We start from the raw sequence: 21,328 nt of genomic DNA, 5'->3' as shown, positions 1-21,328 counted from the left end.
CCGAGGAACCGCGTCGTGGCAGCCCCTACGCCGTCCAGACCTCGGGCCGGGCCTCGGCGAGGCCGAGTTCGGCGAGATATTCCTCGATCACCGTCACGACCAGCTTGTGGTCCTCGGCCTGTGGCAGGCCCGAGACAGTCGCCGTGCCGACCATGCCGACCTTGGCGACGAGGATCGGAAAGGATCCGCCATGCGGCAGGTATTTCTTCGGGTCGACCGACTGGGCCGTCGCGAAGTCGACGCCGCGCTGGCGGGCCCGCTCGCCCATGTAATAGGAAGAATGGCCGAAGCGACGGACGACCGCCGTCTTGCCGGCGACCCAGAACTCGTTGTCGGCAGAGGTGCCGGCGAGCGCGCAGTAATAGAGCCGCTGCTCGCCGCGGGCGATCTCGACCACGATCGAGAGCCCGTCGCGCCGGGCCCGCTCGATAATGCGGGTGCCGAGCTCGATCGCCGTGTCGTTGTCGAACCGATCGAAGACGAGGCGCCGCTCCTGATCGAGCAGTTCCTGCAGCAAACCCTGATCGTCGCTCATGTCCCTCACCCCTCCGTCGGCGCGCTCCGCGCTATCCCAACGGCATCGCACCCGGAGGCGGGATCGTCAATCGGGCGCGCTCTGGGGGCGGCGGATCCGCCGGCGGCGATCTCGGCGCCGGCGCGCAGCGTGTTGCTGACGGTGCAGATCGTCTCGGCCGCCTCGACCAGCCGGGCCTTTTTCGCGTCGTCGAGCGGCCCTTCGATCGTCACTGTGGTGACGAAGCGCGCCACCCGCGACGGGGCGTCGTCGGCCTTTTCGGGGATCACCCGGGCCGTCACCTGGTCGATCTCCGCCAGCCAGCCTTCGCCGCGCGCGGCGATCTGCACGCTGAGCACGATGCAGGAGGACAGCGAGGCCGCCATCAGGTCGACGGGATTGAAGCCCTCGGCGGATGGCCTTGTCACCACGGCCAGCCGTCCACCGGTCTCGCTGGTCACTTCAGGCAGGCTGTCGCGGCCCGCCGTCGCCGTCGCACCGATCGATCGCGTCCGGATCGTGGCATTCATACTCGCTCGTCCTCGAATGGCGGGCCGGAGCGACTCCGGCCCTGGTTCGAAGGCTTACAACCACGGCCAGTAGGCCAGTGTCCAGACGATATCCGATGTGGTGTCGCGATCATCGCCGGTCCGGCCATGTGGCGGGTAGTCGGTTTCGGCCGGATTGGCTCTGTCGGACACGACGAGCGGAGTAACAGTCCTGGCGGCGGTCGGCGCCACCGCGGCATCGCGGGGCCAGTCGAAGGCGTAGGTCATCCTGTATCTCCCGAATTGCGCCGCTTGCGCGGCTGCCCGGCATCTCTCCATCGCTTCTCGGCCACCGCCCCTTCGGGCCGGCCAGGCACGAGATTTCCCAATCTTCGCGCCGCTGTCAATAATCCCGACTGAACCGATCGTGTATCAGCCCGGGCGGCGAAGGTCTCAACCTGCCACTCCTATGGGCCCGTTCCTGGGCAAACAGGGATCGCACAACCTTCAAAAGAAACGCCGCGAACCCAGCGGTTCGCGGCGTTTCTAGGTCCCGGAGTGCGAGGGCCGATCAGCCCTTCATCTTGTCCTGGAAGGTCTTGAGGTGCTTCTGCTGCGCCTCGATCATCTTCTCGCGATAGATGCCGTAGATCACGTCGGTGTCGTGCAGCGTGACACCCTCGATCGTCGGCGAGGCGAAGACCGGCAGCTCGACGCCCTTCTTCGACAGCTGGTCGGCGGTACGCGCGATCAGCTCATGCGTCAGGATCATCGCCAGCACGGTCGACGAGCCCGAGACCGGACGGCTCCAGCCCTCGATCGGGACGATGGCGTCCTCGACCGGCGAGTTGGTGTCGATGACGACGTCGGCGACGTCCTTCAGGCGCTTGCCCGACGAGTGCTTGGCCGGCTTGTCGTTCGCCTTCGAGGTGACGGCGACGACGAACAGGCCGCGCGCCTTGGCGTAGAGCGCCGTCTCGATGCCGGCCGAGTTGGTGCCGGAATGCGAGTAGATGATGATCGAATCGCCGGCGTTCAGCGGCTGGTGATCGAGGAACTTGTCGATGTAGTTCTCGATCCGCTCCAGCCAGAGCAGCTCGCGTACGCCGCCGGCGCCGAGCACGTTGTGCCACATGACGCGCGGGTCGGTCAGCGGGTTGAAGCCGACGAACGAGCCGTAGCGCGGGAAGGCCTCCTGGGTCGGCAGCACCGAATGGCCCGAGCCGAACAGGTGGATCAGGCCGCCCTTGGCGAGCGACTCGGAGAAGCGCTGGGCCGCCTCGTTGAGGGCTGCGTCATTGGCCGATCCGGCCTTCTCGATCAGCTTGATCAGGCGGTGCAGGTAGAAATCGGACATCATGGTCTCCTTGAGATGATCCGTGGGAAGTGGGTCGAGGCGATGCGTCAGATCCGCAGGGTGGAGCGGATCTCGTAGCGGTCGCCCCGCATGATCGAGAGGGTGAATTCGAACGGCCCGCGCGGGTCGACGGCGAGGCGCTCGACGATGAAGGCCGGACTGCCCGCCTCGATCTCGAGCAGTTCGGCATCCTCCGGCCCGACGGCGCCGACGCGATAGATCTCGGTCGCCTCGAACGGCTTGATGCCGTAGCGGCGCTCGATCTGGGCATAGAGCGAGCTGCCGGAAAGGTCCTCGTCCAGCAGGCCGGGCACGCGATCGAGCCGCAGATGCGCCGTCTGCACGCCAATCGGCGATCCATTGCCGAGGCGGAGGCGGCGGACCATGGCGACCGGCTCGCCCTCCTCGATCTCCAGCGCGGCGGCGACGCGGACGCTCGCCGGCACGATCTCCTGCGCCAGCATGCGCGAACCGACGGTGAGGCCGAGCGCCGCCATCTCGTCGGTGAAGCTGGTCAGGCCGCGCGCGCCGGCCACCACGGTGGCGCTGCGCACGAAGGTGCCGCGGCCATGCTCGCGCCGGAGCAGGCCGAGCGCCTCCAGATTGCGCAGCGCGTGGCGAACCGTGATGCGGCTGACGCCGAGCAGTTCGCACAGCCGGTCCTCGGCCGGGATCTGCGAACCGGCCGGCCATTCGCCCGCCTCGATATGCGAACGGATGACGCGCTCGGCCTGGTGCCAGAGCGGCTCCGGCCGGCGCCGGTCGAGGGATGTAATCAGACCTTCGGTCATCGGACCCTCCACCATTCGGGCCCGTGGGCCCCGGCCAAGGCTGCGCCAACGAGGCCGGCGCGCGGGCCGAACTGGCCCGGCCGGATGTCGATGGATCGAAGATGCGGCGGCAGATTGCGCGCCAGCGACGCACGCAGCGGCGGCGCCAGCACGTCGACCGCCTCGGAAACGCCGCCCGCCAGCAGGACAGCCGCCGGATCGAGCAGCGCCACGGCGCCTGCCAATGCCGTGCCGAGCGCCGTGCCGGCGGTATGGATGGCAAGGCTGGCCGCCCGGTCGCCCCGTCGCGCCGCGTCGATCAGGGCGGCGCCGTCGGCAAGTCCGATCTCGCGCGCCAGCCGGTCGAGCGCCCGGCCCGCCGCCTGCCGTTCGAGCCAGCCGGAACGATCCTCGCCGGGATCCGCCATGTCGGCCGAGGCCCAGCCGAAGGAGCAGGCCCCACCACGGCTGCCGCGAACGATACGGCCGCCGGCCAGCACGGAGGAACCGATGCCGGTGCCGATCGCCAGCAGGATGGCGTCGTCAAGGCCTTTTGCCGCGCCCAGCTTCGCCTCGGCGAGCAGCGCCATCTGCGCATCATTGCCGGCCGCGACCGGCACACCGGCCGACGCCAGCAGTTCGCCAAGATCGACGCCGTCGAGATGCGGCAGGTTCGGTACCCAGCGGGCGACCGTGCCCTCGACCAGGCCCGGAATGGTGATGCCGATGCCGGCGAGCGGCCCGCCATGCGCCGCGATCAGCGCCTGCACCTTTTCCCGCAGCGCGTCGGCGTTTGCCGGCGCCGGGCAACGTTCGACGGTGCCGAGCTCGGCCGGCGCGTCGGCGGGCGCGAAGCCGGCGCGCAGGCTGGTGCCGCCGAGATCGAGGGCGAGGACGTGGGATATGGTGCTCATTGCCCCGTCACTCCGGACGCCGTGATGGTGCGGACGAAGAAGCGCTGCAGGAATACGAACAGGATCAGCGGCGGCAACACGGCCAGCGTCGCACCGGCCATGACCAAGCCCGTATTGACGGCGGAACGGTTGTAGGAGAGCAGCCGCGAGAGGCTGATCACGATCGGGTAATTGTCGGAATTGCCCTGCAGCACCGTCAGCGGCCAGAGATAGCTGTTCCAGTGATAGACGAAGGCGAACAGGGCCAGCGCGGCAAGTGCCGGCGCCACGGCCGGCGCGACGATCTGGAACACGATGCGGAACTCCGAGGCGCCGTCGAGGCGCGCCGCCTCCAGCAGTTCGTCTGGCATGCCGGCGATGAACTGGCGCATCAGGAAGATGCCGAAGGCGTTGGCGAGATTGGGCAGGATGACGCCGGCGAGGCTGGCATTGAGGCCGATCGAGCCGACCAGCCGGTAGAGCGGGATCAGCGTCACGATCGGCGGCAGGAACATCGTCGCGATGGTGATGGCGAACAGAACCTCGCGGTAGCGGAAGCGGTATTTGGCGAAGGCGTAGCCGGCCATCAGCGAGGTGACGAGGATGCCCGCCGTGGTGATGCCGGCGATCAGGGCCGAATTGGCGAAGGAGCGGCCGACGCGGATCAGCTCATTGACCTTCTGATAGGCGTCGAGCGACGGCGTGGCGGGGAGCCAGACCGGCGGCGTCTGCATCGCCTCGGCCGGCGTCTTCAGGCTGGAAAGGACCATCCAGACGAGCGGAAAGGCCGAGGCGACGGCGATCGCGATCATCAGGAGATAGAGAAAGGCGCGCCAGCCGGTCGAGGCGGCGGCGCCGGCGGGAAGACGACCGCGGGCGCTCATCGACGTTCCTCCCGGCGTGCGAGGGCGAAGACGGCGGTGACGGTGACGACCAGCGCCAGAAGCAGCGTCACCGACATGGCCGAGCCGAGCCCGCCCTGGGCCCGCTCGATGCCGACGCGGCGGATATGGTAGGTCAGCACATTGGTCGAGCCGACGGGGCCGCCCTGGGTGATCAGCGCCACCGGCTCGAACACCTGCACGGCGTTGATCAGGGCGATGACAACAGAAAACAGCAGCGTCCGCTTCAGCAGCGGCAGCGTGATGAAGCCGAACAGCGCCGGACCGCGCGCGCCGTCCATCTTCGCCGCCTCATAGATCGACTGGGGGATCTGGGTCAGGCCGGCGATGATCAGGATGGTGAAATAGCCGACCTGCTGCCAGACATTGAGCAGCACGACAGAGACCAGCGCCGTATCGGGCGAGGAGAGCCAGGGCTGCGGCCCGATGCCGATCCAGGCCAGCATCTGGTTGAAAGGCCCCTCGGTCGGCGAATAGAGTTTTGAAAACACCAGCGCCACAGCGATCATCGGCACCATGTAGGTGGCGAACAGGATGGTACGGAGAATATTGGCGCCCTTCAGTTCGGCCTGGTGGATCAGCATGCCGAAGACGACGGAAAGCGGCAGGATCAGCGCGATCGACATGGCCGAATAGAGCGCCGTGTTGATCATCGCGCCCTTGAAGTCGCGCCCCACGGAGGTCGACCCGAAAATCTCGCGGAAATTGTCGAAGCCGATGAAGGTGGCGCTCGAGAACGGCGTCTGCACCGACCATTTGGTGAAGGCGAGCCAGATGGTGAGCGCGATCGGCACCAGGATGAACAGGGCGATCAGGCTCAGGCTCGGCGCGAGCATGGCGAAGATCGATTTTCGAAGGCCAATCATCGGTATGCGTGTTCTCTATTCATGGCAGGCCGGACGTGACTCGACCTTCCCCTCTCCCGGTCACGGGAGAGGGTTGAGGTGAGGGTCTCTCAATGGCGTCGGTCGGGGCTCGGGCTCTGCAAGCAAGGCCCTCGCCCCTCTCCCGCTTGCGCGGGCGAACCCCTCCTCCGTCCTCCTCGCGGAGGCGGGAATCCATTCAGCGTCCCAAGCCGGTCGGCTGGATGGATCCCGGGCCAAGCCCGGATGACGGCGAGCGGTTCGGAGGCCCCTTACTGCGCGGCCTTTTCCAGGATCGCGGCGGCATCAGCCTGGGCAGCGGCGGCGGCCTCTGCGGCCGTCTCCTTGCCGAACTGCACCGCCTCGATATGGCTCTGCAGCGATTCCGTGAATTCCTGGCCGCCGAGCACGGTCGGGAACGGACGGGCTTCCGACAGCACGTCGACATAGCCGGCGAGGAACGGCGTCTTCAGCCGTTCGGCGAAGGCCGCGACGTCGGAGGTGCGCGACGGCAGGATGCCCATGGACTGCAGCAGGTCACCCATGGCCGAGGCGCCGTTCTCGCCCGAGGTCGGGCCGTTGAACCAGCCGAGGAAGTCCCAGGCTGCCTTCTTCTCGGCGTCCGAGGCGCCATCGGAGACGACGGTCATCCAGGAATAGGAGATCGAGTGCGGTCCGTCGCCCTTCGGGCCGACTGGGATCGGCGCGGTGGCGACGTCAGCGAAGCGGTCGCCCATGCCGGCCTTCAGCGCCGATTCCCACCAGTTCGCCATGATGATCATGCCGGTCTTGCCGGAGACGAAATTGTCGAGGAACGGACCGGTGGTGTTGGCGTCGGCCGTGCCCATGGTGGCAACCGAGGCGCCGGACTTGATCAGCTTCTCGTAGAGCTCGAACGTCGCCTTGGCGTTCTCGCTGTCGAGCTGCGGCTTGCCGTCAACCACGAGCGCGCCGCCATTCGAGGCGAGCAGCGAGGCGAAGGGATGGACGACACCCGCCGCCCAGGAATTGATCATGCCGAAGCCCTGCTGGCCCTTGTCCTTGTTGGTCAGCTTCTCGGCCGCGGCGTAGAATTCATCCCAGGTCTTCGGCGCTTCCTTGATGCCGGCTTCCTCGAACAGCTTCTTGTTGTAGTTGAGCGCGTAGACGTCGATCTCGTTGGGATAGCCATAGACCGTGCCGCCGACGCTGGCGGCGGTCGCGACGCCCTTCGGCCAGTTGGTGGTGACGTCGGCGGCGTTCGCTTCCGGCGCGGCGTTGACGAGCTTGTCGCGCGCCAGCTCCGGCAGCCAGAGATCATAGATGCCGGCGATCGTCGGGCCGCCGGCCTGGCCGGCCTGCGAGCGCAGCGTCGTCAGCAGGTCGCCGAACGGCACGGCGCGCACCTCGACCTTCACGCCCGGATGGTCTTTGGCGTAGGTGGCGGCGGCGGCTTCCAGCTTGGCGACCGTCTCCGGCGGCCAGTGCGTCAGGAACGATACGGTTACGTCCTCCGCCCAAGCCACGTTCAAACTGGCGACGCTCGTGAAAGCGGCCATGGCGGAACCCAGAAACAAGCCCATCAACGGTCTGATCGTCACGGTACCCCTCCGTATTTTTGTAACCGACGGTCCGACGGTGTTCGGCCGCCTTTTAGATTATGACGTAAGGACGTTATAATGACTTTTCTCGCTCGGCAAGCCGCCAATTCGGTGAGCGCGGCGCCGACGCTCGCCCGCCCAGCATATCCGCGGGTTTCCGGAGTGCCAGCCGCTGGCGCTGTCAGATCCGCGACCTGGCGGAAAGGCATGATTTTGCGCGCATCGCAGCTATGCCGGAACGCCCGGGCTTGCCGATCCCGGCGCAGACGCCACATCCTGTGCACCGCTGCGACTGCGCCGTGTGGAGGCACTCATGACCGATCGAGCCGTTTCGTCCCCGCTTCCCCTGCCCCGCCCCGTCCGCTCCAGCCTCGATCTGATCGGCCGGACGCCGATCGTCGAACTGACGACCTTCGACACCGGCCCCTGCCGGCTGTTCGTCAAGCTGGAAAGCCAAAATCCCGGCGGCTCGATCAAGGACCGCATCGCGCTCTCGATGATCCGCGCCGCCGAGGCGGACGGTCGCCTGAAGCCCGGTGGCACGATCGTCGAGGCGACGGCCGGCAATACCGGCCTCGGCCTCGCCCAGGTGGCTCTGCCGAAGGGCTATCATCTGATCCTCGTCGTCCCCGACAAGATGTCGCGCGAGAAGGTGCAGCATCTGCGCGCCATCGGCGCCGATGTCCGCACCACCCGCTCCGATGTCGGCAAGGGCCATCCCGACTATTACCAGGACATGGGCGCCCGCATCGCCGAGGAAACGGGGGGCTTCTTCGTCAACCAGTTCGCCAATCCGGCCAATCCGCAGGCACACGAGACGACGACAGGACCGGAAATCTTCGAGCAGATGGACGGCAAGGTCGACGCCATCGTCGTCGGTGTCGGCTCCGGCGGCACGCTGACTGGCATCGGCCGCTATTTCCGCAGCGTCTCGCCGACGACGCAGATGGTGCTGGCCGACCCGAAGGGCTCGATTCTGGCGCCGCTGGTCAACACCGGCGAGACGATCGAGCCGGGCAGTTGGGCCGTCGAGGGCATCGGCGAGGACTTCGTGCCGCCGAATGCCGACCTGTCGCTTGTCTCGCGCGCCTACACGATCTCCGACCGCGAAAGCGTGGCGGCGGCGCGGGCCCTGCTTGCGCAGGAAGGCATCCTCGCCGGCTCCTCCTCCGGCACGCTGCTGGCGGCGGCGCTGCGCTATTGCCGCGAGCAGACGACGCCGCAGAACGTCGTCACGCTCGTCTGCGACAGCGGCAACAAATACCTCTCCAAGGTCTTCAACGACGTCTGGGTCGCCGAGCAGGGCCTGATCGAACGGATCCGCCACGGCAATCTGCGCGACCTTGTCGCCCGTACCTATGCCGATGGCGCCACCGTCACCGTCGCCCCCGACGACACGCTGTCGACCGCCTATGCCCGCATGCGCTCGGCCGACGTCTCGCAACTGCCGGTGATCGAGCAGGGCAATCTGATCGGCCTGCTCGACGAGAGCGACGTGCTGAGCGGCCTGCGCCGGCTCGGCCATGAGGGGCGTGGCGATTTCAGCGCCTCGGTGCGCGACACCATGGTGACAACCCTCAACACGCTGCAGGCGGCCGAGCCGATCGATGCGCTGCTGCCGGTATTCGAACGCGACGAAGTGGCGATCGTCATGGACGGCGATGAATTTGTCGGGCTGATTACCCGCATGGATTTGATCAATCACGAGAGGTTGGCGACTTGAACAAGCCCGAGAAGACGAACCGCCTTGCGTTCGAGACACGAACCATCCACGGCGGCCAGAGCCACGACCCGCTGACCGGCGCGGTCATGGTGCCGATCTACGCCACCTCCACCTATGCCCAGGAAAGCCCCGGCGTTCACAAGGGCTTCGAATATGGCCGCTCGCAGAACCCGACGCGCTTCGCCTTCGAGCGCGCCATCGCCGATCTCGAAAGCGGCACGGCCGGCTTCGCCTTCGCCTCGGGCCTGGCTGCCATCGCGACGACGCTGGAACTGCTCTCCGCCGGCGACCACATCATCGCCACCGACGATCTCTATGGCGGCACGTTCCGCCTGCTCGACAAGGTGCGCAAGCGCACGGCAAACCTCGACGTCACCTTCGTCGACTTCACCGACCTCGCCGCCGTCGAGGCGGCGATCCGCCCCGAGACGAAACTGCTCTGGGTCGAGACGCCGACCAACCCGCTCCTGCGCATCATCGACCTCGAGGCGGTGGCAGCGCTTGCCAAGCGGCGCGGCCTGATCACGGTCGCCGACAATACCTTCGCCAGCCCCTATATCCAGCGGCCGCTGGAGTTCGGCATCGACATCGTCGTGCATTCGACGACCAAATATCTGAACGGCCATTCCGACATGATCGGCGGCACCGTCGTCGTCGGCTCCAGCCAGGCGATCGTCGACCAGATCCGCTTCCTGCAGAACGCGGTCGGCGCCATCTCCGGCCCGTTCGACAGCTTCCTGGCGCTGCGCGGCCTCAAGACGCTGGCGCTGCGCATGCAGCGGCACTCGGAGAACGGCCTCGCCATCGCCCAGTGGCTGGAAGCGCGGCCGGACGTGAAGCGGGTGATCTATCCGGGGCTGGAGAGCCATCCGCAGCACGCCATCGCCAGGCGACAGATGCATGCCTATGGCGGCATGATCAGCGTCGAGTTCGACCGCGACCTCGCCGGCACCAAGCGCTTCCTCGAGCGCGTGCGGCTTTTCACGCTGGCGGAGAGCCTCGGCGGCGTCGAGAGCCTGATCGAGCATCCCGCCACCATGACCCATGCCTCGATCCCGCTCGCCCAGCGCGAGGCGCTCGGCATTTCCGACGGGCTGGTGCGTTTTTCGGCCGGCATCGAGGCGGCGGACGACTTGATCGCCGACATCGCGCAGGCGCTCTATTGAGCCGCTTGTTCGACCTGTGATCCCGATCACTGCGCGGATGATGACGTAACGGAATCTCTGGTGTAGAAGAGCGAACTTCGACACCGGGGGAACCATGGTCGCATCCGACATGCCTGCGCAGGACGACGCCCCGGGGGGCGACGACCACACCGTTGCATCGCCGGCGCGGCGGCGCTCCGCGAAGGCCGACGGGATGACGCTGGTGACGGTCTCGCTCGCGCTGAGCGAGCGCGTGATCGACTATTTCAAGACCGATGGCGGCGACTGGCAGGCGCGCATCAACGAGACGCTCAATCTGCTGGTCAACCGGCAGAACGCGCGCGACGCCAAGAAGCGGGCGCGCCTGCGGGCCCGCGGCGCCATCCGCCGCCGGCCGGGCGCTGCGGCCGACTGATCAGTTCACGTGAAACATCAGGGCCTTGCCGTCTCCAGGCTGGCGCCCTGCCCTTTGCCGACTTCGCGGGCGCCGATCGTCAGGCTCCGCCGGCGAAATGGACGACCCGCGTCAGCAGCGTGTAGTTCGCCTCGTAGATCATGATGCCGACGAAGACGAGGATGAGCAGCGGCGGCAGCAGGATGGCGTAGATCAGCGTCAGCCGCTCCCACTTCATGTGCATGAAGAAGGCGACGATCAGCCCGGCCTTCAGCATCATGAACAGGATGATCAGCGACCAGCGCAGCAGGCCCTGCACGCCAATGTAATCGACGAGATAGGAGCAGGCGCTGAGCACGAACAGCCAGCCCCAGACGGCGAGATAGAGTTTTATCGGGTGGTGCTGCGTGTCGGCATGCGCGGTCGCATCGGTCATTCGGACCTCCTACCAAAGGTAGAAAAAGGCGAAGATGAACACCCAGACCAGATCAACGAAGTGCCAGTACAGGCCCATGATCTCGACGGATTCATAGCGCCCCTTGCGGCTGGTGAAGAAGCCGCGTCGACCATCGTCGAAATCGCCGCGCAGCACCTTGCGCGCCATGATGATCAGGAAGATCACGCCGAAGGTGACATGGGTGCCGTGGAAGCCGGTGATCATGAAGAAGGTCGAGCCGAATTGCGGCGCGCCCCAGGGGTTCTCCCAAGGGCGCACCCCTTCATGAATGAGCTTGGTCCATTCAAACGCCTGCATGCCGACGAAACAGGCGCCGAGAAAGGCCGTCAGCAGCATCAACAGGCCGGCCTTGCGGCGGTCGCGCAGATAGCCGTAATGCACGGCGAGCGCCATCGTGCCGCTGCTGGAAATCAGCACGAAGGTCATGATCGCGATCAGGATCAGCGGCACGCTGGTGCCGCCGATCTCGAGCGCGAACACCTCGCTCGGATTGGGCCATGGCACCACCGTCGACATCCGCGCCGTCATGTAGGCGACGAGGAAGCAGCCGAACACGAAGGTGTCGGAAAGCAGGAACACCCACATCATCGCCTTGCCCCAGGAGACGCCCTTGAAGGCGCCCTGGTCGGAAGCCCAGTCGGCGACGAAGCCGCGCCAGCCCGACATTTTCGGCGGTGCCGTGTGCCCTTGCATCACCCGATCATCGGCCAGATGCTCCACCAATCCCGCCTCCTATGTCAGCAGCTGACGGCAAATGGCGACGAATTCGCCGATCCGGCCGGTGAGCAGCCCGAGCAGGACCAGCCAGATCAGCAGCAGCACGTGCCAATAGGTGGCGCAGAGATCGACGCCGAGCCGCAGCTCGGCCACGCCCGCGCCGCGCAGCATCTTCCGCGTCACCCGCCCGAGCCCCACCAGGCCGCCCGCGACATGCACGCCATGCAGCGCCGTCAGCAGGTAGAAGAAGGCGTTGGCGGGATTGCTGGCGAGATAGTAGCCCTCGGCGTTCAGCTGCCGCCAGGCGAACAGCTGGCCGCCAAGAAACACCAGCGCCGTGAACCCACCGGCGAGCAGCCCCGTCCGCACGCTGTCGAGATCGCCGCGCCGGGCGCCGACCTTGGCCGTCTGCAGCGCCAGGCTGCTGACCAGCAGCGCGAAGGTATTGGCGAACAGGATGCCGGGCAGCGGCGGCGCCCGCCAGTCAACCAGCGCCGATCGCATCAGATAGGCACTGACGGTCAGCGCGAACAGCGACCCGACCACAACGAGGAACACCAGTAGCCCGATCCGCGCCACCTGCGACGGCGACGGAGCCGGTGCCGCCATGCCGCCGACGACGCCAACCTCGAGCCAGGGCTTCGAGAACAGCCCCTGCCGCCACAGCCACCAGAGCATGACCGCCACGATCGCCAGCAGGAAGATCAGGATGACGCTCACCGCGCGCCCTCCGCCACTGCCGTGTCCGGGGCCGGGGCCGGTTCGCCGGGCCAGGGATCATTCTGGGGCAGGAAGTCCCTGTCGGCCCCCGGCACGCTGTAGTCATAGGCCCAGCGATAGACGACCGGCAGTTCCGGGCCCCAATTGCCATGCGCCGGCGGGGTCTCCGGCGTCTGCCATTCGAGTGTCGTCGCCCGCCAGGGATTGCCGCCGGCCTCCTTGCCGTGCCGCAGGCTCCAGGCCAGGTTGAACAGGAACAGCATCTGCGCCGCGCCGACGACGAGCGCGGCGATGGTCATGAACTCGTTCAGCGTATGCGCCGAGGGCGGCACGAAGGCGGTTTCTCCCATTTCGAAATAGCGCCGCGGCATGCCGAGCAGCCCGAGATAGTGCATCGGGAAGAACACCGCATAGGCGCCGAGGAAGGTCACCCAGAAGTGGATCTTGCCGAGCGTCGCATCGAGCATGCGGCCGGTGATCTTCGGATACCAGTGATAGATCGCGCCGAAGATCACCAGGATCGGCGCGACGCCCATGACCATGTGGAAATGCGCGACGACGAACAGGGTGTCGGAAAGCGGAACGTCGACGACGACATTGCCGAGGAACAGGCCCGTCAGCCCGCCATTGACGAAGGTGACGATGAAGCCGAGCGCGAACAGCATCGGCACGGTGAAATGGATGTCGCCACGCCAGAGCGTCAGCACCCAGTTGTAGACCTTGAGCGCGGTCGGCACCGCGATGATCAGGGTCGTCGTGGCGAAGAAGAAGCCGAAGCCGGGATTCATGCCACTGACATACATGTGGTGCGCCCAGACGACGAAGGAGAGCGCCCCGATGACGACGATCGCCCACACCATCATCCGGTAGCCGAAGATGTTCTTGCGCGCATGCGTGCTGATCAGGTCGGAGACGATGCCGAAGGCCGGCAGGGCCACGATGTAGACCTCGGGGTGGCCGAAGAACCAGAACAGGTGCTGGAACAGGATCGGACTGCCGCCGCCGGTCGGCAGCTGCTCGCCCATGGCGACGATCGACGGCATGAAGAAGCTGGTGCCGAGCAGGCGATCGAATAACATCATCAACGCCCCGACGAAAAGCGCCGGGAAGGCCAGCAGCGCCATCACGGTGGCGGTGAAGATGCCCCAGATCGTCAACGGCATGCGCATCAGCGTCATGCCCTTCGTCCGGCCCTGCAGCACGGTGACGACATAGTTGAGGCCGCCCATGGTAAAGCCGATGATGAACAGCATCAGCGACACCAGCATGATGATGATGCCCCATTGCTGGCCGGGCGTGTTGGCGAGGATCGCCTGTGGCGGATAGAGCGTCCATCCGGCGCCGGTCGGCCCGCCGGGCACGAAGAAGCCCGCCGCCAGCACGAGCACGGCGAGCAGGTAGATCCAGTAGGAGAGCATGTTGAGATACGGGAACATCATGTCCCGCGCGCCCAGCATCAGCGGGATCAGGTAATTGCCGAAGCCGCCGAGGAAGATCGCGGTCAGCAGATAGACCACCATGATCATGCCGTGCATGGTGATGAACTGGTAGTAGTGGTCGGCATCGATGAAGGCCAGCAGGCCCGGATAGGCCAGCTGGATCCGCATCAGCCAGGACAGCACCAGCGCCACCAGCCCGATCGCCGTGGCCGTCAGCCCGTACTGGATGGCGATGACCTTGGCATCCTGCGAAAAGACGTATTTCGTCACCCAGTTGGTCGGGTGATAGAGCTCCAGCTCCTCATCATGCCCCGGCGCGGCATGTCCGTCTGCGCCATGCGTAAGATCGACCATCCGGCGTCACCTCGCTGCCTTCGAGAGCCCATGCCCCCGCCCTGTTTCCGGAGAGGCGCGTCCAAAGTCGCCGCCCCGTCGTCATGCTCCGTCTTCATGCCCCCGCGCCGGATGCCCTATTCCAGCGCGCTCGTCGTCGCCGGCGCCAGCATCTGCTCGAAGGTCTGCTGCTGGTCGAGCCAGGCCTGATAATCGGTCTCCGTGTCGACGATGACCGTGCCGCGCATATAGGGGTGGCCGACGCCGCAGAGTTCGGCGCAGAGCGCCTCGAACGTGCCGGTTCGGGTCGGCGTCACCCAGTAATAGGTGACGGAGCCGGGCAGCATGTCCATCTTCGCCCGGAACTCCGGCACGTAGAAATTATGCAGGGCGTCGATAGACCGCAGCAGCAGCGCCACCGGCTTGCCGACCGGCAAATGCAACTCGCCACCCTGGACGATCACGTCGTCCAGGCTCTTCGGATCGTCCGGATTGACGCCGAGCGGGTTCTCGGCCGTGACGGCGCGCGTATCCGCGGTGCCGAGCTGCCCGTCCTTGCCGGGCAGCCGGTAGGCCCATTGCCATTGCTGGCCGACGACCTCGATCGCCGACGCGCCCGCCGGCACGGTGATGAACTGGCCCCAGACGACGAGCCCCGGCGCCAGCATGGCGGCGACGCCGATGCCGGTCACGATGGCGAGCCAGGTCTCGAGCCGCTTGTTCTCCGGCTCATAAGCGGCGCGGCGCCCCGGCTGGTGCCGGAACCGCCAGACGCAATAGGCCAGGAACAGCACGACGACGGCGAAGACGACGCCGGTTATCCAGAAGGTGAAACTGATGGTGTCGTCGATATAGCGCCAGTTCGAAGCAATCGGCGTGAACCACCACGGGCTCAGAACGTGGAAAAGCACCGAGCCGACGACGACCAGAGCAAGGATAATTGCGATGAGCATCCCTTATTCATCCCAGCCAGGAGACAACCCGTCTTGCGGCAGTGGACACGAATGAAGTGGCTATGCTTACTGTCGCGGATACGCCGGTTGCGCCCGCGACCATCCTTTTTCTGCTTCCGTCACTGTAGACCTCATCCCCGCCCGATCCAAGCGACCGGGTCGTCGCCCGAAAAAATATCCGGCGGCGCCGGCCGCGGTGGAGCGCGATCGCGAAGCCGTCTCACATTTTCTTGCCGTCCGGGCCGAACTGCTTCAGGTAGGCCACGATGTTGTCGATGTCCTTGTCGTCCTTCAGACCGGGAAAACTCATCTTCGTGCCCGGGACCTTGGCCTTCGGGTTGCGGATATATTCGCGGAACACCGTCTCGTCCCAGACGATGCCGGAGTTCTTGTTGGCGTCCGAATATTTATAGCCCTCGACCGAGCCCGAATGACGGCCGAACAGGCCGTTCAGTTCAGGACCGACGGCGTTCTTGGCGTTCTCACCGATCTGGTGACAAGCCTTGCACTTCAGAAACACCTTCTGGCCGGCCGCCGCGTCGCCATCCGCATGGGCCGCCGCCGGCGCGGCGAGAAGAGCCAGAATCACCACAAAGCCCCGTGAAATCATCGAAGCCTCCCAGGAGCGTCGCGCCCGTTCCGCCGGGCCCGGTGCCCCGAACGGCGTGCTCCATATACCAGCCTAGCATAGTTCCGTTGCGTCATGTAGCTGCCATTGACGATGATCAGGCCAGGAAAGCACCTCGCCGGGCCGGATCCACGATGAACGGGCCTTGCCTCGGCCGATCGACTCGGCTTCAGTTTTGCCCGCGACCAAGCCGCGTCGATCCTCAGCGAAAATGCCGGAGTGAAGCGAATGATCTACGAACTGCGCGTCTATACTTGCCTGCCCGGCCGCATGCCGGCGCTGCAGAAGCGCTTCCAGAACCACACCCTCGCCCTCTGGGAAAAGCACGGCATCCGGCAGGCCGGCTTCTGGACCACGCTGATCGGCCCGGCCAGCAATGATCTGACCTACATGCTGGCCTGGGAAAACCTGGCCGAGCGCGAAGCCCGCTGGAACGCCTTTCTGGCGGATCCGAACTGGATCAGCGCCCGCGCCGACAGCGAGAAGGATGGCCTGATCGTCGCCAATGTCGCCAGCTCGCTGCTGCAGCCGACCGCCTATTCGTCGGTTCGCTGAGGCAGCGAACACCACCGTTCCGATCCGACGGAAGCCCGACTCCATCGCGCCGCCGGAGCTACTTCGGTGGCGCGGTCTCGACTGGCGCGACGAAGCTTCCTCCACTTGAGATTATCGGACAGTATTGGCTGAACCGGCGAAACAGCACGGTAGCCATCCAATCGAATTGTGCCGCAACGACCAGAAGCGGCAGGCCAAATTCCTTGAACCAAGCGTCTTTTCGCCCTTAAGTGGAACCCGTAATTCCTGCAATTGGAATCGGGGCTAGGGAAATCATGCGGTTCAGAGAACGAATTCTTGGACGATTCTGGCGCAAGACGGCACGAACCGCCGCGACGGCGGCGATCGCGGCCTCGCTGCTGACGACGCAGACGGCGCTGGCCTGCACCAGCTTCCTGATCCGCACGACCGACGACAGCGCCGTCTACGCCCGGACCATGGAATTCGCCATGCCGATGGAATCGAGCGCCATGGTGATCCCGCGCGGCTTCACGCTCACCTCGACCGGCCCCGACAACACGCCTGCCATGACCTGGACCAGCAAGTATGGCGCCGTCGGCCTCAACGCGATGGGCATCACCGCCCTTGTCGACGGCATGAACGAGAAGGGCCTCACCGGCGGCATCCTCTATTTCCCCGGCTTCGCCGGCTACGCCGACCCGGCCAAGTCGGATCCGGCGAAGTCGCTGGCACCGTGGGACGTGCTGACCTGGGCGCTGACCAGCTTCGCCACCGTCGCCGAGGTCAAGGCGGCGCTGTCCGAGATTGCCATCGTCGAGGTGGTGCAGTCGGACATGAAGATCGTGCCGCCGGTCCACTACACGCTGCACGACCCGTCCGGCGCGTCGCTGGTGATCGAGCCGATGGACGGCACGCTCAAGGTCTATGACAACCCGCTCGGCGTCATGACCAATTCGCCGCCCTTCGACTGGCATCAGATCAATCTCAGCAACTACGTGAAGATTTCGCCCTTCAACGCGCCCGCGCTGGAGCTCGAGGGCCAGAAGATCCAACCGCTCGGCCAGGGCTCCGGCCTGCTCGGCATCCCGGGCGATCCGACGCCGCCGTCCCGCTTCGTCCGGGCGCTCGGCTACTCGATCTCGGCCGAACGCAAGCCGAGCGGCATCGAGAGCGTGCGCCTCGCCGAGCATGTGCTGAACAATTTCGACATTCCGCGCGGCTGGATCCGCGAAGGCACGGACAAGGCCACCGAGCAGCTCGAGTACACCCAGTGGTCGGCGATCGCCGATCTCAAGAACCGGGTCTATTACGTCAAGACCTATGACGACCAGGTCCTGCGCAGCATCGATCTGATGAGCTTCGACCTCGACGCCAAGCAGACGGTGACCGCGCCGCTGAAGCCGGCAGCGGCCGCGCCGGCGCTGGAATTCCCGAAGCCCTGATCCGGACGGGCGATGTTGCCGAAGGCGCGCGGCACCCCGCGCGCCTTTCATGATTCCTGCCAACGGCCTCACTGCATATCGGGCGGCAGCAGATACAGCGTCATGGCGAAGACCAGATAGACCATCAGGATGAACACGCCGACGAACCACGCAGAGCGGCCGGTGCTGGTGATCAGAAATGCGGTTATCGTCGCCACAAACACCATGATCACCGCCCCGCGCCAGAACCGCAGATCCATCGGCGTCGGGCCGATGACATAGCTCAGCAAGACGAGGACCGGCGCCACAAAGAGCGCGATCTGGGCAGCACTGCCCAGCGCGATGCCGACGCTGAGATCCAGCCGGTCCTTGCGCGCGCCGGAGAAGGCGGAGGCCATCTCGGCGGCGCCTCCGACCAGCGCGACGACGATGAAGCCGACGAAGGCGGGCGACATGCCGAACGTCTTGGCCGCCTCCTGAACCGACTCGACGAAGATCTCGCTGGTCAGCGCCACCAGCACGGTCACGCCGGCCAGCACAGCCAGGGCCAAGCCGACCGGCCATGTCTCCTCTCCAGCCTCGTGATGCGGCGCGCCGCCGAACAATTCGCGGTGGGTCCAGAGCGAGAACAACAGCCCCAACGCGTAGGTTCCGATCAGCAGAACCGAAAGAGCGATGCTCAATTGCTGGATGAAGGCCGTCGAGGAGCCTTGAGCGTCGACAATCGCGGAAGGGGTCATGATCGCGATGGCCGCCAGGAACAGCAGGCCGGTCTGGAGGCGCGCGCTTTCCCGGTTGAAAACCTGCGTATGGTATTTGAGACCGCCGAGAAGAAACGACGCGCCGAGCATGAAGAGCGAATTGGCAACGATGGCGCCGGCGATCGACGCCTTCACCAGCGTGTATTGCCCGGCGCTCAGCGCGGCGAGCGCGATGATCAGTTCGGTCAGATTGCCGAGCGTGGCATTGAGCAGCCCCCCGACGGCGTCGCCCGTCTTGGCCGCCACCGACTCGGTCGCCGAGCTCAGCAGCGTCGCCAGCGGCACGATGGCGAGGACAGAGAGAAGAAAGAGCAGCGTATGCGCTTCCGGCCGCAGTCTTTGGGCGACAAGCACCACCGGCACGAAGAGAAGCAGCCAGAGGACAGGATTGGCGCGGATTTCCTTGAGTAGAAGGGTCATGGCTGCGATCTGTCGCCTCCTGTTCCCGGGGGCAGCCCCGCCCGAAGGCGGCAAGCGGCTGCGTCACGGCTCATCCATCCATCCGCGTTCCCGGCTGGCCGCCGCCAAAGACGGCGCGCCTATTTGGGCTCGGGACGTTGCGCCTCCGTCGCTCGCAGCGCCTGGACGCTGACAGCCGCGACGAGACCGGTCAGCACAATTCCGCAAAAGCCGATCAGCACGGCCAGAACCCGCGTCGTGAAGTGCTGCGGCGCAAAATCGCCGTAGCCGATGGTCAGGCCGGTGACGAAGGTGAAATACATCGATTCACCCAAGCTCCAGCCTTCCAGGCGGCCGACGACAAAGCCCGACCCGGCCATGACCAGGAGAACACCGGACAGGATGGGCCACAGAACGAGGAGCTGATGCCAAAGCGCGAGCAGGAAAACGAGTCTCACATGTCGCGTCTGCCGCAGTTCGAGCTTGATGCCTGGTTCCACGCGCACCGAACGACCCTTTCCTGTGTTTCGCGGCCTCGCTGGGATCCTGACGACAGACCCGAGCCTGGCCCGAACCTGGACACATCCGTCCCTCGGCTCAGCCGGCCATTATGCCCACGATCACCGTCCCCCATGTCGTCAGCAGGATGTGACCGATCGGCACCGCCGGCGTATAGCCGAGCACCGCGACCGGACTGCCGGACCGATCCTGGATCGCCGCCATGCCCGCCGTCATGGTCTGGGCTCCGGCGAGTCCGCCGAGCAGCAGGATGGGGTTCATCCGAAGTAGATAGCGTCCGGCATAGAGCCCGACGATCAGCGGCATCAGGGTGACGACCATGCCGCCGAACAGCAGGCCGACACCGGCTTCGGCGATGGCGGAGGCGAAGACCGGCCCGGCATGCAGCCCGGTCATCGCGACGAAGGCGGCCAGACCGAGCGCGGTCATCAATGACACCGCCGCATCGGGTATGCGGCCGAACAGAGGGAAGCGCGTGCGCAGGTGGCCGACGACCAGTCCGGCGATCAGCGTGCCCACGCTGGTGCTGAGCGACACCCGGATATCGCCGATCGGAAAGGTGACGAGAACGCCGACGAGGCCACCGAGAAAGATCGCCAGGCCGAGCACGAAGAAATCGGTCGCCGTCGTCGGGGCAATGGTGACGCCGATCTGCTTGGCAGCCTGCGCCACGACCGGCGCCGGTCCGATCAGCTGCAGGATGTCGCCCCGCTCCAGCGTGACCTTCGGCCCGAGCGGAATTTCCTGGCCGCCGCGCGTGAGGCTGGCGAGATACAGGCTCCTCGCCCAGTCCTCGCGGGAGACTTCGTCAAGGCCGCGACCGGCGAGCTCGGGACGCGTCAGAAGCACTTCCGCCGCGGCAACCGGAATGTCGAGCAGTTCGCGGTCCTCGACCTCGTCGGCGCGCGGATCGAGCACGTCGACCAGCGTCTCGCGCCGGCCTGACACGGCAATGACGTCGCCCGCCTCGATCCGCAGTTCCGGCGAGGCCTCGAGGATGGCGCCCCGCCGCCGTACGCGCTGGATGAACAGCCGGTGTTGCGGATATTTTGCCTCGGCTTCCGTCATCGATAGGCCGACGATCGGAGCATTCTCCGCGATCCGGTAAGCGCGCAGCTCGAACCGGTGCCAGGCCGAGCTGACGCCCGCGGGCGTCCGCTTGATACCCAGCTCCTGCTCAAGCTTGAGCGATTCGGCAGTGAGGTCGACGCCGAGCAGCTTGGGCCCGACGACGCTGCAGAACAGGATGACGCCGACGGCGCCGAAGATGTAGCAGACCGCATCGGCGACCGCGATATGCGCCACCAGGCGGGCCCGTTCGAGTTCCGGCAGAGGCAGCGCATTGATGGCTTCGGTGGCCGTGCCCATGGCCGGGCTTTCGGTCAGCGCCCCGGAAACCAGGCCGGCGGCGAAGCCCGGATCGAGGCCGAGGATCTTGGCGACGACGATCGCCGTCAGCAGACCCGTCACGCAGACAACGACGGCCAGCGCGACGGGCTTCATGCCGTCCCGCTTCAGCGCCTGCAGGAACTGCGGCCCGACCGAGTAGCCGATGCCGAACAGGAACAGGAGGAACAGCAGCGATTTCGCCATGCCGGAGATCGGCACTTCGGCGAACTGGCCGATCAGGATGCCGGCGAAGAGCGAGCCTGTGACCGGCCCGAGGCCGAAGCCGCCGATCTTGATCGCGCCGATCCAGTAGCCGAGGCTGATCGCCAGGAACACGGCGAGTTCGGGATATTTGACCAGGAACTGCTCGAGCCAGACCATGATCGGCCCCCTCCCCACTTGCTGAGCCCAGACGACCGCGCCGGCGCCCTGCAGGGAGCGGCACGT

23 protein-coding genes are annotated in these 21,328 nt (G+C 66.1%); 5 read left to right on the top strand and 18 right to left on the bottom strand.

Annotation, left to right across the window (positions count from 1 at the left end):
* Positions 1-25 precede the first annotated feature (25 nt).
* The 9 genes from G342_RS0112140 to G342_RS0112100 form a co-directional block, all read right to left on the bottom strand.
* Positions 26-535, bottom strand: coding sequence for a heme-degrading domain-containing protein (locus G342_RS0112140; protein WP_018183416.1), 510 nt, complete (start codon positions 533-535; stop codon positions 26-28).
* A gap of 5 nt (positions 536-540) precedes the next feature.
* Positions 541-1,044: an OsmC family protein gene (locus tag G342_RS24005; protein ID WP_018183415.1), complete on the bottom strand. Its 504-nt coding sequence runs from the start codon at positions 1,042-1,044 to the stop codon at positions 541-543.
* A 54-nt stretch (positions 1,045-1,098) separates the two neighbouring features.
* The gene (locus G342_RS0112130; protein WP_018183414.1) at positions 1,099-1,290 is read right to left on the bottom strand and encodes a hypothetical protein; all 192 of its coding nucleotides are present in this window, start codon (positions 1,288-1,290) and stop codon (positions 1,099-1,101) included.
* Between the two features lie 283 nt (positions 1,291-1,573).
* The gene (locus G342_RS0112125) at positions 1,574-2,362 is read right to left on the bottom strand and encodes a sugar isomerase domain-containing protein (protein WP_245557267.1); all 789 of its coding nucleotides are present in this window, start codon (positions 2,360-2,362) and stop codon (positions 1,574-1,576) included.
* A 44-nt stretch (positions 2,363-2,406) separates the two neighbouring features.
* Positions 2,407-3,150, bottom strand: coding sequence for a GntR family transcriptional regulator (locus G342_RS0112120; RefSeq protein ID WP_018183412.1), 744 nt, complete (start codon positions 3,148-3,150; stop codon positions 2,407-2,409).
* Positions 3,147-4,043 (bottom strand): ROK family protein, encoded by an 897-nt coding sequence (locus G342_RS0112115; protein WP_018183411.1) that lies wholly within the window; start codon positions 4,041-4,043, stop codon positions 3,147-3,149. Before G342_RS0112115 ends, G342_RS0112120 begins: the two co-directional genes overlap by 4 nt.
* Positions 4,040-4,906 (bottom strand): carbohydrate ABC transporter permease, encoded by an 867-nt coding sequence (locus tag G342_RS0112110; RefSeq protein WP_018183410.1) that lies wholly within the window; start codon positions 4,904-4,906, stop codon positions 4,040-4,042. Before G342_RS0112110 ends, G342_RS0112115 begins: the two co-directional genes overlap by 4 nt.
* Positions 4,903-5,790: a carbohydrate ABC transporter permease gene (locus G342_RS0112105; protein ID WP_018183409.1), complete on the bottom strand. Its 888-nt coding sequence runs from the start codon at positions 5,788-5,790 to the stop codon at positions 4,903-4,905. Before G342_RS0112105 ends, G342_RS0112110 begins: the two co-directional genes overlap by 4 nt.
* A 269-nt stretch (positions 5,791-6,059) precedes the next feature.
* Positions 6,060-7,367, bottom strand: a complete 1,308-nt coding sequence (locus tag G342_RS0112100) for an ABC transporter substrate-binding protein (protein WP_245557266.1) — start codon at positions 7,365-7,367, stop codon at positions 6,060-6,062.
* A 313-nt stretch (positions 7,368-7,680) separates the two neighbouring features.
* On the opposite strand from G342_RS0112100, the gene G342_RS0112095 reads away from it, so the two are divergent.
* From G342_RS0112095 to G342_RS0112085, 3 genes are all read left to right on the top strand, one after another.
* Positions 7,681-9,090: a pyridoxal-phosphate dependent enzyme gene (locus G342_RS0112095; RefSeq protein WP_018183407.1), complete on the top strand. Its 1,410-nt coding sequence runs from the start codon at positions 7,681-7,683 to the stop codon at positions 9,088-9,090.
* The gene (locus tag G342_RS0112090) at positions 9,087-10,256 is read left to right on the top strand and encodes a cystathionine gamma-synthase (RefSeq protein ID WP_018183406.1); all 1,170 of its coding nucleotides are present in this window, start codon (positions 9,087-9,089) and stop codon (positions 10,254-10,256) included. The genes G342_RS0112095 and G342_RS0112090 overlap by 4 nt, the downstream gene beginning before the upstream one ends.
* Positions 10,257-10,350: 94 nt before the next feature.
* The gene (locus G342_RS0112085) at positions 10,351-10,650 is read left to right on the top strand and encodes a BrnA antitoxin family protein (protein ID WP_018183405.1); all 300 of its coding nucleotides are present in this window, start codon (positions 10,351-10,353) and stop codon (positions 10,648-10,650) included.
* A gap of 79 nt (positions 10,651-10,729) precedes the next feature.
* On the opposite strand, the gene G342_RS0112080 is transcribed toward G342_RS0112085, so the two are convergent.
* The 6 genes from G342_RS0112080 to G342_RS0112055 all read right to left on the bottom strand — a co-directional run bounded on the left by G342_RS0112080 (position 10,730) and on the right by G342_RS0112055 (position 15,858).
* Positions 10,730-11,065, bottom strand: coding sequence for a cytochrome C oxidase subunit IV family protein (locus tag G342_RS0112080; protein WP_018183404.1), 336 nt, complete (start codon positions 11,063-11,065; stop codon positions 10,730-10,732).
* 9 nt (positions 11,066-11,074) lie between these two features.
* Positions 11,075-11,779 (bottom strand): heme-copper oxidase subunit III family protein, encoded by a 705-nt coding sequence (locus tag G342_RS0112075; RefSeq protein WP_026304365.1) that lies wholly within the window; start codon positions 11,777-11,779, stop codon positions 11,075-11,077.
* Between the two features lie 39 nt (positions 11,780-11,818).
* Positions 11,819-12,523: a cytochrome c oxidase subunit 3 gene (locus G342_RS0112070; protein ID WP_018183402.1), complete on the bottom strand. Its 705-nt coding sequence runs from the start codon at positions 12,521-12,523 to the stop codon at positions 11,819-11,821.
* Positions 12,520-14,316 (bottom strand): cytochrome c oxidase subunit I, encoded by a 1,797-nt coding sequence (locus G342_RS0112065; RefSeq protein ID WP_018183401.1) that lies wholly within the window; start codon positions 14,314-14,316, stop codon positions 12,520-12,522. Before G342_RS0112065 ends, G342_RS0112070 begins: the two co-directional genes overlap by 4 nt.
* A gap of 116 nt (positions 14,317-14,432) precedes the next feature.
* Positions 14,433-15,248, bottom strand: a complete 816-nt coding sequence (locus tag G342_RS0112060; RefSeq protein WP_018183400.1) for a cytochrome c oxidase subunit II — start codon at positions 15,246-15,248, stop codon at positions 14,433-14,435.
* A gap of 220 nt (positions 15,249-15,468) precedes the next feature.
* The gene (locus tag G342_RS0112055) at positions 15,469-15,858 is read right to left on the bottom strand and encodes a c-type cytochrome (protein ID WP_018183399.1); all 390 of its coding nucleotides are present in this window, start codon (positions 15,856-15,858) and stop codon (positions 15,469-15,471) included.
* Between the two features lie 246 nt (positions 15,859-16,104).
* Between G342_RS0112055 and G342_RS0112050 the strand changes: the two genes are divergently transcribed.
* Both G342_RS0112050 and G342_RS0112045 read left to right on the top strand, forming a co-directional pair.
* Positions 16,105-16,431, top strand: a complete 327-nt coding sequence (locus G342_RS0112050) for an NIPSNAP family protein (RefSeq protein ID WP_018183398.1) — start codon at positions 16,105-16,107, stop codon at positions 16,429-16,431.
* 275 nt (positions 16,432-16,706) lie between these two features.
* Entirely contained in the window at positions 16,707-17,834 is a 1,128-nt protein-coding gene (locus tag G342_RS0112045; protein ID WP_018183397.1) for a linear amide C-N hydrolase, read from the top strand.
* 68 nt (positions 17,835-17,902) lie between these two features.
* Here the strand turns inward: G342_RS0112045 and cax are convergent, their stop codons facing one another.
* From cax to aspT, 3 genes are all read right to left on the bottom strand, one after another.
* Positions 17,903-18,994, bottom strand: a complete 1,092-nt coding sequence (gene cax / locus G342_RS0112040; RefSeq protein ID WP_018183396.1) for a calcium/proton exchanger — start codon at positions 18,992-18,994, stop codon at positions 17,903-17,905.
* Positions 18,995-19,113: 119 nt separating this feature from the next.
* Entirely contained in the window at positions 19,114-19,473 is a 360-nt protein-coding gene (locus G342_RS0112035) for a potassium channel family protein (RefSeq protein ID WP_018183395.1), read from the bottom strand.
* A gap of 97 nt (positions 19,474-19,570) precedes the next feature.
* Positions 19,571-21,262, bottom strand: coding sequence for an aspartate-alanine antiporter (aspT, locus tag G342_RS0112030; RefSeq protein ID WP_018183394.1), 1,692 nt, complete (start codon positions 21,260-21,262; stop codon positions 19,571-19,573).
* Positions 21,263-21,328: the final 66 nt, after the last annotated feature.

The organism is Kaistia granuli DSM 23481, from assembly GCF_000380505.1.
GTDB classification, from domain to species: domain Bacteria; phylum Pseudomonadota; class Alphaproteobacteria; order Rhizobiales; family Kaistiaceae; genus Kaistia; species Kaistia granuli.
The sequence above is the reverse complement of the archived record's forward strand: the minus strand, read 5'-3'. Positions and strand labels throughout refer to the sequence as shown.

Bases quoted from the DNA above. Each gene is read 5' to 3' on its own strand.
- G342_RS0112140 (WP_018183416.1), bottom strand. From the start codon at position 535: ATGAGCGACGATCAGGGTTTGCTGCAGGAACTGCTCGATCAGGAGCGG.
- G342_RS24005 (WP_018183415.1), bottom strand. From the start codon at position 1,044: ATGAATGCCACGATCCGGACGCGATCGATCGGTGCGACGGCGACGGCG.
- G342_RS0112130 (WP_018183414.1), bottom strand. From the start codon at position 1,290: ATGACCTACGCCTTCGACTGGCCCCGCGATGCCGCGGTGGCGCCGACC.
- G342_RS0112125 (WP_245557267.1), bottom strand. From the start codon at position 2,362: ATGATGTCCGATTTCTACCTGCACCGCCTGATCAAGCTGATCGAGAAG.
- G342_RS0112120 (WP_018183412.1), bottom strand. From the start codon at position 3,150: ATGACCGAAGGTCTGATTACATCCCTCGACCGGCGCCGGCCGGAGCCG.
- G342_RS0112115 (WP_018183411.1), bottom strand. From the start codon at position 4,043: ATGAGCACCATATCCCACGTCCTCGCCCTCGATCTCGGCGGCACCAGC.
- G342_RS0112110 (WP_018183410.1), bottom strand. From the start codon at position 4,906: ATGAGCGCCCGCGGTCGTCTTCCCGCCGGCGCCGCCGCCTCGACCGGC.
- G342_RS0112105 (WP_018183409.1), bottom strand. From the start codon at position 5,790: ATGATTGGCCTTCGAAAATCGATCTTCGCCATGCTCGCGCCGAGCCTG.
- G342_RS0112095 (WP_018183407.1), top strand. From the start codon at position 7,681: ATGACCGATCGAGCCGTTTCGTCCCCGCTTCCCCTGCCCCGCCCCGTC.
- G342_RS0112085 (WP_018183405.1), top strand. From the start codon at position 10,351: ATGGTCGCATCCGACATGCCTGCGCAGGACGACGCCCCGGGGGGCGAC.
- G342_RS0112080 (WP_018183404.1), bottom strand. From the start codon at position 11,065: ATGACCGATGCGACCGCGCATGCCGACACGCAGCACCACCCGATAAAA.
- G342_RS0112075 (WP_026304365.1), bottom strand. From the start codon at position 11,779: ATGCAAGGGCACACGGCACCGCCGAAAATGTCGGGCTGGCGCGGCTTC.
- G342_RS0112065 (WP_018183401.1), bottom strand. From the start codon at position 14,316: ATGGTCGATCTTACGCATGGCGCAGACGGACATGCCGCGCCGGGGCAT.
- G342_RS0112060 (WP_018183400.1), bottom strand. From the start codon at position 15,248: ATGCTCATCGCAATTATCCTTGCTCTGGTCGTCGTCGGCTCGGTGCTT.
- G342_RS0112055 (WP_018183399.1), bottom strand. From the start codon at position 15,858: ATGATTTCACGGGGCTTTGTGGTGATTCTGGCTCTTCTCGCCGCGCCG.
- G342_RS0112050 (WP_018183398.1), top strand. From the start codon at position 16,105: ATGATCTACGAACTGCGCGTCTATACTTGCCTGCCCGGCCGCATGCCG.
- G342_RS0112045 (WP_018183397.1), top strand. From the start codon at position 16,707: ATGCGGTTCAGAGAACGAATTCTTGGACGATTCTGGCGCAAGACGGCA.
- cax (WP_018183396.1), bottom strand. From the start codon at position 18,994: ATGACCCTTCTACTCAAGGAAATCCGCGCCAATCCTGTCCTCTGGCTG.
- aspT (WP_018183394.1), bottom strand. From the start codon at position 21,262: ATGGTCTGGCTCGAGCAGTTCCTGGTCAAATATCCCGAACTCGCCGTG.